Source organism: Helicobacter pylori, from assembly GCF_017594925.1.
GTDB lineage: Bacteria > Campylobacterota > Campylobacteria > Campylobacterales > Helicobacteraceae > Helicobacter > Helicobacter pylori_DP.
On record NZ_JAALNT010000018.1, the window covers coordinates 19,489 to 31,003 of the forward strand.

Below are 11,515 nucleotides of genomic sequence, written 5' to 3' on the forward strand. Positions count from 1 at the left end.
CCCCTATTTGGATTTAACGCCATTATACCTACCGCTCTTTAAAAAACTCTTTATTAGATTATTTAGTGGTGAATTATTTTAAAATGGTGGTTATAATAAGAAAGTTTTGTCTTGTTTTTAACGCTATTTTAGGAGTTCATCATGAAAAAATCCATTTTGTTGGGCGTTTGCTTGGCCTTTTCTTGTGCTCATGCCTTGAACGATTTAGAATTGATCAAAAAAGCGAGGGAAAGCCAGTTAGAACCCATGCCTATGGGCAAAGCGCTCAAAGAATACCAAATCAAAAAAACAAGAGATGTGGGTATTGGCACCAAAAACAGCGAAATCATGACCTCCGCTCAAGTGGAATTAGGCAAAATGCTCTATTTTGACCCTAGGATTTCCACTTCCTATCTCGTGTCTTGCAACACATGCCATAATTTGGGCTTAGGCGGGGTGGATCTAATCCCAAGCACGGTAGGTTCTCAATGGAAGAAAAACCCCCACCTTTTAAGCTCCCCAACGGTGTATAACTCTGTGTTTAACGATGTGCAGTTTTGGGATGGCAGGGTTACGCATTTAAACGAACAAGCGCAAGGGCCCATCCAATCTTCTTTTGAAATGGGGGCTGATCCTAAAGTGGTGGTAGAAAAAATCAATTCCATGCCAGGCTATGTCAAACTCTTTAGAAAAGCCTATGGCTCTAAAGTCAAAATTGATTTTAAATTGATCGCTGATAGTATCGCTATGTTTGAAGCCACGCTTATTACCCCAAGCCGTTATGATGATTTTTTAAGGGGCAATCCTAAAGCGCTCAGTAAAGCCGAAAAAGAGGGGCTGGATTTATTCATTTCTAAAGGCTGTGTGGCTTGCCATAACGGCATCAATCTTGGGGGAACGATGCAGCCTTTTGGGGTGGTCAAACCTTATAAATTCGCTAATGTAGGCGATTTCAAAGGCGATAAAAACGGGCTTGTGAAAGTGCCTACTTTAAGGAATATCACCGAAACGATGCCCTATTTCCATAACGGGCAATTCTGGGATGTCAAGGATGCGATTAAAGAAATGGGCTCTATCCAGTTAGGCATTGAAATCAGCGATGAAGAAGCGAAAAAAATTGAAACTTTCTTTGGAACCTTAAGGGGTAAAAAACCTAAAATAATCTACCCAGAACTCCCCATAATGACAGACAAAACCCCTAAACCCTCTTTTTGATTTTAAAAAGTCCTTTTAGGGGGCTTTTGGCGCCAAATCTAAAAAACGCTCAAGGCATCTTTTGCGATCAAAATAATAAAAAGCTTTCAAAAAACAAGCGACAATCCCTTAAAAAGCGCTTAAAAATTTCTTTTTAACCCCTAATTTAGTGGTTTTAGATTGTTTTGAAACCAACAACCCACTCAAGGCGTTTTCAAATAAATTTTCATTTTTTGGTTGTCTAAAATGAGCGTGTCCTTACCCTTAGTTACCGTAAAATTACCCTTAAAATTCTCCATAAATTCCAATTCAAACGCCATTAAATGCTCATCTTTACACACTTTTCTTGAAATCCCGCTATCTTCAATCCCAATGTGCCTATCGCCCTGCCATACATAGCTGGCAAAATACCGGTTGCAATAGCCTTTGCCATAAATACGATTTTCTTTTTGATCAAACACAAACTCTCCCATAGAGCTTTTGGGCTTTGGTTTCTTTTTAAAAAGCTCATACCAGCGTTTTCTTTTTTCTTTTTGCTCTTGCTCTTTGGCTTCAATCGCTGTTTTATCTTCAGGCAAAGCGGTATTTAGAGAGGAATCTTGCTCTTCTTCATGCTCTCTAAAAGCGCTATCAGCGAGCATGGTTTCAATGTCATAGACTTGATGATTCATTTCCACTTTTTGGATATGCCAATCGTTACTAGAAAGCTTTTTATCAAACATTTTTAAAAAAAAACACCCCGAAAAAACACAAGCCGTTAAAACGCTTGCTCCAGCCAATCGTAAATTCAAACAATTCCTCCTTATTTTATTTTTTTAACGGGCTTACGCTTTGCGCTTCAATGGCTTTTTTAATCAAAGAAACCGCTTCTTGCATCGCTTGCACGCTTACATGTTGGAGGGATTGTATCGCGCTTTCTTGAAAATCTTGATTGCCATTTTTACTCGTTTTGGTCGTTTTATTTTCCAAGCTAGAAATATTTTCATGCTTAATGATCACTCCAGAATGCGAATCGCCTTTCACACTAATGTCATAGCCTAGCGCGAATTCCGCCCTATAGGTAGAATTTTCTTTTTCTAAAAGAGAAAACGATAAAATCGTAAAACGGACCGCATAAGTGGGCGCACCCGCGCCATAAGGGGGCAAAGCCACGCCTAAGCATGCTTTTTGCGCTTCTTGCATGAACATGGTTTTTAACATGTTGCGAGGCAAGTCTATCCATTTTTGGTGCTTCCCATGCGTGATCTGCCCGTCTTTGGCTTTAAAAACGATCTCTTTAGTGTTGAATAAATCCGCGCTCAAAATACTAATGAGCCTCACTTCAGTCAAAGGTTTAGGGCATTGCGTGATTTCAAAAGAACTCGCATTCAAATCATAAGTTCTGATCTCTGGCAGCATTTGTTTTAAATTAATGCTCAAGCAACCCTGAAGCAATAGGGCGAGTGCTGATGAGAGTGAAAAGATTTTTATCGCCGTAGCTCTCATGGTTATTTCCTTTCTCCAAAAATCGTTTTATAGGGGTTAGCGTCAAATTTATCTATCAAAGCAGAGCCTTTTTCCACAAAATTATCAATGTTTCTTAAGCTCAACTGTGCTTGCATGATTAAAGGAGTGAACATCGCCTTAAAGTCATATTGCCCCTGTTTGACGCGCTTATCCACATCTAAAGCCACGTTATTGACATTAGAAACAAGGTTGTTAGCGTTATTGATCAAAGAATCAAATTGAGTCTTTCTTGAATCCAAGTTAGCGATGAGATCATCTACTGAAGCGAGAATGTGCTTGAATTTTTCCACATTTTCATCGTCTAAAATCCTATTCACATTCCTAATCGCTTTCATCACTTCTTGCACCACTTGATTAGCATCACCGCTCAAGCGATCCATAAGCCCTTCTTTAAAGATTAAAATCCGCTCCCCTTTATCGCCACTACCATAAAATTCTTCATTGTGGCTTTGCTCTAAGGCTAAAAATTTTAACCCCATAAACCCTCTAGAAGAAACCGCCACTTTGGAATCTTTACGGATCTTAACGCTGGATTTGATCATCAAATCCAAACGGACCACCCCCACTTTATCCTTTGCAAAACCCACCTTGATGACATTACCCACTTGAATCCCTTTGTAATTTATGGGCGAGTTGGTCGCAATGCCTCCCAAGTCTTTGTCCGTATAGACCACATATTCATAATACTTCCCGTCATCTAATCCCAAATGGCCTAGCCATAAAATAAAACCCACCATGCACACTAAGCATAAAAAGAAGAGCCCGCCGATTAAAGTGTAATTCACATGCCTTTCCAAAATTTCTCTCCTCGTGTTGAATTGAATAAATTGCCTTCATCTAGCCCTTGAGTTTGAGCCTTTTTAATAAAATCCTTTAAATCCCCATTAAATTCTAATAGCCCGTCTTTGAGCATGATAAACCGATCCACGCAATCATGCACGGAGTCTAAATCATGCGTGATCATCACCACCGTAAGCTGTAAGCTCTCTTTGAGCGTCATAATCAATTCATCAAATTTGCCCGCGCTATAAGGATCTAGCCCGCTTGTTGGCTCATCTAAAAATAAGATTTCCGGGTTAGTTGCCATAGCCCTAGCTATACCCACGCGCTTTTTCATCCCCCCACTCAATTCATAGGGGTAAAGGTGGTAAGCCCTAGGGGGCAAACCCACTTTTTCAATCCACATTTTAGAAATTTCTTCAACAATTTTTTTAGAATAAGCGCCGTATTGCTCTAGCATCACGCCCACATTTTCCAAAACCGTTAAAGAGCTATAGAGCGCGCCAAACTGGAAGCAAATCCCACAGCGGTTAAAAATCTTTTGCTGCTCTCTTTCTTTGAGTTTCCATATATCTTCCCCAAAAAGCAACACTTCCCCTTTTGTAGGGCGATTGAGCAAGATCATGCACCTTAAAAGCGTGCTTTTACCGCTCCCTGACCCTCCTAAAATCGCCATCACTTCGCCCTTATGCACGCTAAAACTCACGCCCCTATGGATAATGGTGCTCCCAAAAGCGCTATGGAGATCCTTCACTTCAATTAAGACTTGATTGTTAGCAGCGTTCATTATATGTTCAACTTAGAAAAGATAATAGAAAAAACAGCGTCTAAGAAAATGATCCAAAACAACGCATTCACGACGCTAATGGTGGTCAAGCGCCCAATGCTCTCAGTATCCCCCTTGACTTCAAACCCGCGCATGCACCCTACCATCGCAATCGCAAACCCCCAAAAAGGGGCTTTGACAATCCCTACCAAAAAATGGTTCCAACCCACTGTGTCATGGAATCTGTCAATATAGCTTGGAAAGCCTAAATCCAATTGGTATTTAATCGCAAACATGCCCCCAAGAATGGCGAACGCATCAGCGATAAACACCAATAAAGGCAAAACAATCACTAAGGCTAACACCCTAGGCAACACTAAAAATTCAAAAGGGTTAAAGCCCATGGTTTTCATCGCGTCTAATTCCTCAGTGATCTTCATCACCCCAATTTGTGCGGTAAAACTGCTCGCGCTCCTCCCGGCCACCACAAGGGTTAAAATGAAAGGGCCGATCTCTCTTAAAGCGAGTTTGGCCGTCATTTCCACCGACATCAAAGGCGCACCCAAGTCTTGTAATTGTAAAGCCCCTTGTAAAGCAACGGCAAACCCCACGATAAACACCGTTAAAATACTCACCGGCAAAACCTTAAACCCGGATTCATTAATATGATAGAGCAAAGGAGTGATACAAAAGCGTTTGGGGTTGAAAACGCTTTTAATGAAGTAAAATAAAATCATGCCACAAAAATTGAATGCGTTTAAAAAGGTGTTATAAGTCTCTACGATACTCTTACCCAATTTAGTGATCATGAGTTCGTATTTTTTGCCCGCTTTTTTAGATTCTAAATCCTCTTCTTTTTCAAGCCAGTCTTTAACCACTTTCAAAGCACATGCGTTATTCTCGCTCACATTGCACAATTCAATGTTTAAAGAACGCTCCCTAACCAAATCAAATAAAAACATGCCAAAAACAAAATCTACTTTTTGGCACCCTGAAAAGTCCACTTTTAAAGACCCTTGATGATCTAATAAATTTTTTTTCAACTCATCTAAACGAAACACGCTCGTTTTAAAATCCCAATCCCCTCTTAAAATCAGCACAGAGTTCGCCCCATCTTTACGCATTTCTAAAAATTTTTGTTTCTCTGTCTTCATTAAAATATATTCTCTCTTAGATTAGGTAAAATCTATTAACAAAATTTTGTTTGTTAAAACGACTATTTTAACACAATGATAAAACAAAAAGTTAAACGATATTCTATTTGATAAAGGATTAATTATTTTTAAAATGTTTAAAAAAATCATTTTTTTTTGTGTTTTCTTAATGGAGGGTTTTGTTGTCTTTCCCCTTGATGCAATGCCTATTTTGCACGATAAAACCCCTAAAAAAAATTACAAAGAAGCCCATGAAAAGCTCTATAGAAGCATCATTAACCGCCAAAAGCTCACTCGTAAAAAAAGCGGGTGGTATTTTTTAGGAGGGTTTGGCGCTGTAGAAGCCATTAAGGACTATCAAGGCCAAGAAATGAAAGATTGGATCGCCACGCTCAATTTAAAAACCGGCGTGCAAAGTTTTTTTAAAAAATATATTGGGATCAGGGGGGTTTTTGCATGGGATCTTGGGTCAGGAAAAGTGAATTACCAAAGCCATAAAGATCCTACCAATTCTTTTTTTACCATGCTTGCGGTGGGTTTGGATGTGATTATGGAATTCCCTTTAGGGAGTTATAAGCATTATTTAGGGGCGTTTGGGGGAGCTAGGGGGGCTTTAGTCGTTTATACAGACAAGCAAAATTTCAAGTTTTTTAAACATTCGGTGGTTTCAGGGGGATTAGCGATTAATGGAGGGGTTATGCTCACGCTTTTTTTAAGACACCGCATTGAATTAGGGTTTAAGATCTTACCCACCGCCAGATTGCTTTCTAGCTCTAGTCGCTTTGAAACTTCGCCCTTATTTTATGCGGCATACAGCTATAAATTTTAACCTTTTAGCCAACTTCAAAAATCCAATCTTTGGGGGCTTCTTGTTCGCCTTGTTGGATGGATAAAAGCAAGTCATAGAGTCGTTTAGTAATATTGCCCGGTGTTTCAAAAAAATAAGACTTGTTATTGTGCGCGATTTCTTTAATGGGCGTAATGATCGCAGCTGTCCCACACGCTCCAGCTTCTTTAAACGCATCCAACTCATCCATTAGGATTTCCCTCTCTTCTACTTTTAATTTCAAATATTCTTTAGCCAAAACCATCAAGCTTTTTCTGGTAATGCTTGGTAAAATGCTTGGCGAATACGGGGTGATAAAGGCATTATCATGCGTTATGCCAAAAAAATTCGCCGCCCCCACTTCTTCAATTTTAGTGTGCGTGGCAGGATCTAAATAAATGCAATCATCATAGCCTTGCTCTACAGCCATTTTATGGGCCAACAGGCTTGCAGCGTAATTCCCCCCCACTTTCACCCCCCCGGTGCCTTTAGGCGCGGCCCTATCAAAAATCGTAGTGATAAACCTAGCCCCTCCTTTTTCTATACCCCCCTTAAAATACGCCCCCACCGGCGCGCAAAACACGATAAAAAGGTATTCATTAGCCGGCTTTACCCCCAAATTATCCCCCACGCCTATGACAAAAGGGCGCAAATACAAACTCGCCCCGCTTTTGTAAGGAGCGAGCCATTTTTGATTCGCTTTGACTACTTCAGCGCATGCCCTTAAAAACAGCTCTTCGCTCACTTTGGGCATGAGCAGTCTTTCGCATGAAGTTTGCAAGCGTTTGGCGTTTTCTAAAGGGCGAAAGAGTAAAGCCTTCCCCTTTTGAGAGCGGTAAGCCTTCAAGCCTTCAAAACAAGCCTGTCCGTAGTGCAAGACCGGCGAGCCTTCGCTGATTTGCAGCACATTTTCGCTCACCAATCCGCCTTGCGACCAAGAGCCGTTTTTATAACTAGCGATGAAGCGAAAATCCGTTTTAATGTAGCTAAAGCCTAAATTTTTCCAATCTAAATTTTCTAAATTTGCCATTTCACACCTTTAAATGGATAGTTTCAGGTGCGATTGTATCTAAAAAGGGGTTAAAAATCCCTCAAGTAACTGATTTGAAACGCATAAACTCTGCGCACATCAGCCTGTAAGGTGTATCCCTTTTCGTTGGTAATGGAGAAAAGCTGGTGCGTGATCGTAGGCACTTTAATCCCTAATTCTAGGCTATTGTGTTTAGCGATATGGGTGCGGACCCCAAACTTCCATAAAAACTGGAAATTAGCCGGGCTATAACTGGAATTGCTGTGGTGTTTTGCATAATTAGCGATCTCTTTACTGATGCTCGTTGCCCAACTATCCCCCGCCAATTGGATCCCCACCACAAAACCAAAAACCATGTTTTCTTTATTCACAAAATTCCACAGCGTATCTAACCCCACGCCATAAGTGAATAGATTGACATAGTATTGCCCTTGATAGGAATCCCTTTCTGTTAAAGTCGTCCCTCCAAAACTAAAACTATTGTAAATAAACCCGCTCTCGCCCACCGGAATGCCCTTTTTCATCACGCCAAAGCGGTTGTGCGCGTAGTCAAAAAACCCATAATAACGCGCACCAAACCATTTTTTCTTACCAAAAAATTGCTTATAGCCCACTTCAAAACCCGCTCCTGCATAAGGCGGGAACTTTATCAAAGGCTTTTGCAAACCGTTGTCATTCACCATTTTAGTCTGATTTTGTATCATGCTCACCTGGTAATTGACTCCCACAAAAGCCGCGCTCTCTTCAGCGCTCGCTAAAACACCCAAAGCCCCTAATAATATAATTCTTTTCAACATTCAGTCTTTTCCCTTTATTTTTTGATAATCACTTGATATTATATTAGCTTAAAATGGCTAAGTATTACTTATAAAGAAATAATAATATATTTTTTCTTAAACTCAATTAAAAAACTAACCTTTTAGTTCATTCCAACGATTCGCCACAAACGCGCTCGTTTCTAGCGGCACCCTCAAAGGATAAACCTCATCATTGAGAATGTGTTGGATTTCTTGTTGCAACTCTGGGGCGTTTTTTTCTTCAATCTCAAAAATCAATTCGTCATGCACTTGCAAAAGCAGCCTCACTGAAGGGTTATTTTTGAAACGCTCGCTCACTTTGAGCATGCCTAATTTCAATAAATCACTCGCACTCCCTTGAAAAATCGCATTCACGCCCTCTCGCAAATAATTGCCCTTAACATAGTCATTTGCACCGGTAAAATCAAACACCCGGTAACGCCCAAGCAAAGTGAAGGCTTTAGAAGTTTTTAAAATCTCTTCTTTCATGCCATTTAAATAATCTTTAATGCTAGGGAATCGCTTGAAATACGCTTCTATGTAGCTTTTAGCCTCACTTAAAGAGATGTTTAAAGTTTCGCTCAATTTCTTACTCCCCATGCCATACACCAGCCCAAAATTAATGCTTTTAGCGATGGATCGTTTTTCTTTGGCCAAATCTCCACCAAACAACGCCTTAGAAGTTTCTAAATGGATGTCTCGCCCCTTTAAAAACGCTTCCATTAAATCCTTATCCTGGCTAAAATGGGCTAATAGGCGCAATTCAATCTGCGAATAATCCACCCCTAGCAAACAATATTCTTTAGAACTGGCAATAAAGCCCTTACGAATGAGTAAGCCTTTAGGTGATCGCACCGGGATATTTTGCAAATTAGGCGAATGCGAGCTTAAACGCCCGGTAGCTGTGCCGGTTTGGATGAAAGTGGTATGGATTTTATCGTCTTTGTCTTTTAAGCGCAATAAGGGGGTGGTGTAAGTGTTAAAAAGCTTATTCAATTCCCTGTATTCTAAAATCAAAGGGATGCTTGGGTGCTTGTCTAGGATTTTTAACAAATTTTTTTCATCAGTAGAATGGCTTTTATTTTTAGGAAGCCCTAATTTTTCATACAAGACTTCGCCAAGTTGTTTGGGCGAATTGAGGTTAAAATCCACGCCGATTAAATCCAAAATTTGGCGCTCTAAAACATGCAATTCATTCTTAAACTCCTGTTCTAAGCGCTTGAAATAAGGCGCATCAATCTTAAAGCCTTGAAATTCCATGCCCATTAAAACTTTCATAAACGGCGTTTCAACTTCTCTAGCCAAAGCAAGCAAACCCTCTTCTAGCCCCCCCTTTTCAAAATACTCGCACAAACGCTTTAAAGCGTTTAATTCCAAACTCAATTGCTCTAATTTCTCCGCCTTACTTTTTGTCTTAAAATCTTTGATTTTTTCATGCGGGATTAAATCTTCTTTTAAATATTCCTTTAAAACTTCATCAAACCCCACTTTTTCCGGATTTTTTAAAAACGCTAAAATTTGAGTGTCTTGGATGCGGATGTTTTCTAAAGGCACCTGGTATTTGGCTTTTAAAAAGCTTAATAAGGGTTTTAAATCATGCCCAATGATACACGCATGCTGTAAGATTTGAGAAAAAGCGTTTTGCAAAAACTCCAAAGAAAAGGGCGAAAATAACGCCTCTTCTAAGGGTAAAAAATAGCCTTGATTTTCATATAAAAACGCTAGGGCTAGAACTTTTTTTTCTTTATCCAGCACCAAACGCGCAAAAACCCTTGCGTTAGGATTTTCTAGCTTTTCTAAAAACGCACTCAAAGGTGCGGTGCTTTCCAAAACGATCAAGCGCGATTTTTTAGGGGCGTTTTCTAATGCGGGTGCGTTGTCTAATATGGGCATGCTGTCTAATGTTGGCGCGCTGTTTAATATGGGCGCATTTTCTAAAATTAAAGGCGTAGGGGAATTTTCTAAATCCCTTAAAGTAGAAATAAAGCCATATTCTTTCAACTCATCTTTGATTTTCAATAAAGGGTTTTCGCTAGGAAAAGCGCAACTTGAAAAATCAAATTCCTTAATGCATCCTCTTTCTAAAGTGGCTAATTCTTTGCTTAAAAACGCGCTCTCTTTGTCTTGTATAAGGGCTTGATACATTTTAGGGCCGAGTAAATTTTTCGCCAAGTCTAAATTTTCATAGATTTTTTCCAAACTCCCTAACCGCTGCAACAATTCCTTAGCGTTCTTGCTCCCAATGCCTTTAATTCCCTTGTAATTATCGCTACTATCCCCCACAATGCCCTGATAATCCGTGAATTGACTCGGCAAAATCCCGTATTTTTCCACGCAATCTTTCACCAAAAACTCCGTTTTGCCATCAAAAAGCGCGATCTTATCGCTCAAAAGCTGGTTAAAATCCTTATCTTTAGAATAAATACGGGTTTTATAAGGGCTTAGCGTGGCCAAACTGGCGATCACGTCATCGGCTTCAAACCCATTCACTTCCACGCAAACAAAACCCATTTTTTGCAACCATTCTAAGGCGATAGGGATTTGTAAAAGCATCTCTTTAGGGGCGTCTTTACGATTTTGTTTGTATTCGCCTAATTTTTCAGCTCTTTTAGTTTTAGTCTGGCTTTCTAGAGCGAACACGATAAAAGGCATGTTTTTTCTATCTTTATAAAATTTTTTAACCATGCCCACAAGCCCCGTTAAAAGCCCCGTAGGAAAGCCCTTAACATTCGTTAAAGGCTTATTTTTAGCGCTCATGTAATAGCTTCTAAACAAATACGCAAAAGTATCAATTAAAGCTAAAGTCCCCTCTTTAATGACTGGCTGCTCCATTCAATCCCTTTTTAATCAAGCGAATTTTAAATTTATTGTAACACAAGCTGGACCTCATCTCTTTCAAAATAACGAGTCTTTTTGAACGGGCGTTTCTTGGTTAATAACTTCTTTTGTAGCCTGGATTTTAGTGCTGCTGTATTGAACCACGCCTTGAATAATTTGTTTCATCAAGGCGTTGATTAGGGTGTGCATGAAATGAAAATCTATTTTGCCATGTTGGTTGGTAGGGAGTAAAATCGTTAAATTTGGAAGTTTATTTGTTGCGTTTGAAGAATAATCTAAAAACATAATCTGATTTTTATTAATACAAGTTGTAAAAAATAATCTAGTTTTTTTATCTTGTTCGCCATTTTTAAATACTAATGCTTTTACTCGTGTTCCTATGTGGAAATCTTTATTCTGTGTTGTCGCTAAAAATACGCCCCTATCTGCTAGAGCAATGGTTTGTTTATAGTTAAATATAGTTCTATTATGTATTTCTTTTATTGTTTTTGTTATCCCATTGTTTTCGTGCTGATGACTAACTAAAGGAATATCACCTTGTTGTGTTTGCCCTATAATTATATCTCGCCCTGTGTATATTTCAAACAAATCCCCTAATCTGAAGCTTTGCCATGTTAAGCCGCATGGGGTATTACCCCCCCCCCC

Annotated in this window: 11 protein-coding genes; 2 read left to right on the plus strand and 9 right to left on the minus strand. The window is 39.5% G+C overall.

Annotated features, from left to right (window positions below; genetic code table 11):
- Positions 1–141: 141 nt before the first annotated feature.
- Positions 142–1,194, plus strand: coding sequence for a cytochrome-c peroxidase (locus tag G6069_RS06535; RefSeq protein WP_197293763.1), 1,053 nt, complete (start codon positions 142–144; stop codon positions 1,192–1,194).
- Positions 1,195–1,376: 182 nt separating this feature from the next.
- On the opposite strand, the gene G6069_RS06540 is transcribed toward G6069_RS06535, so the two are convergent.
- Genes G6069_RS06540 through G6069_RS06560 form a run of 5 tightly spaced genes read right to left on the minus strand, consistent with a single transcriptional unit; the run spans position 1,377 to position 5,379 of the window.
- On the minus strand, positions 1,377–1,964 hold the full coding sequence (locus G6069_RS06540) for an META domain-containing protein (RefSeq protein ID WP_001053529.1): 588 nt from the start codon (positions 1,962–1,964) through the stop codon (positions 1,377–1,379).
- Between the two features lie 16 nt (positions 1,965–1,980).
- Complete coding sequence (locus G6069_RS06545; protein ID WP_187914693.1) at positions 1,981–2,658, minus strand: hypothetical protein; 678 nt, start codon at positions 2,656–2,658, stop codon at positions 1,981–1,983.
- 2 nt (positions 2,659–2,660) lie between these two features.
- Positions 2,661–3,476, minus strand: coding sequence for an MlaD family protein (locus tag G6069_RS06550; protein ID WP_000439506.1), 816 nt, complete (start codon positions 3,474–3,476; stop codon positions 2,661–2,663).
- Positions 3,461–4,246, minus strand: a complete 786-nt coding sequence (locus tag G6069_RS06555) for an ABC transporter ATP-binding protein (protein ID WP_000990545.1) — start codon at positions 4,244–4,246, stop codon at positions 3,461–3,463. The genes G6069_RS06550 and G6069_RS06555 overlap by 16 nt, the downstream gene beginning before the upstream one ends.
- A complete protein-coding gene (locus G6069_RS06560) occupies positions 4,246–5,379 on the minus strand; it encodes an ABC transporter permease (protein WP_197293764.1) in 1,134 nt (377 codons plus the stop codon). The genes G6069_RS06555 and G6069_RS06560 overlap by 1 nt, the downstream gene beginning before the upstream one ends.
- A gap of 133 nt (positions 5,380–5,512) precedes the next feature.
- Here G6069_RS06560 and G6069_RS06565 point away from each other — a divergent pair, with 133 nt between their 5' ends.
- Positions 5,513–6,208: an outer membrane protein gene (locus tag G6069_RS06565; protein WP_197293765.1), complete on the plus strand. Its 696-nt coding sequence runs from the start codon at positions 5,513–5,515 to the stop codon at positions 6,206–6,208.
- A 4-nt stretch (positions 6,209–6,212) separates the two neighbouring features.
- Here G6069_RS06565 and ilvE read toward each other — a convergent pair whose 3' ends face one another.
- The 4 genes from ilvE to G6069_RS06585 form a co-directional block, all read right to left on the minus strand.
- Positions 6,213–7,235: a branched-chain-amino-acid transaminase gene (gene ilvE / locus G6069_RS06570; RefSeq protein ID WP_197293766.1), complete on the minus strand. Its 1,023-nt coding sequence runs from the start codon at positions 7,233–7,235 to the stop codon at positions 6,213–6,215.
- Positions 7,236–7,285: 50 nt separating this feature from the next.
- Positions 7,286–8,032 (minus strand): outer membrane protein, encoded by a 747-nt coding sequence (locus G6069_RS06575; protein ID WP_000919441.1) that lies wholly within the window; start codon positions 8,030–8,032, stop codon positions 7,286–7,288.
- A 114-nt stretch (positions 8,033–8,146) separates the two neighbouring features.
- Positions 8,147–10,864 carry a DNA polymerase I gene (gene polA, locus G6069_RS06580; protein WP_197293767.1) on the minus strand — a complete coding sequence of 906 codons (2,718 nt, stop codon included), beginning with the start codon at positions 10,862–10,864 and terminating at the stop codon, positions 8,147–8,149.
- Positions 10,865–10,927: 63 nt separating this feature from the next.
- The coding region (locus G6069_RS06585) for a restriction endonuclease subunit S (protein ID WP_197293768.1) at positions 10,928–11,515 on the minus strand (588 nt) is incomplete at its 5' end.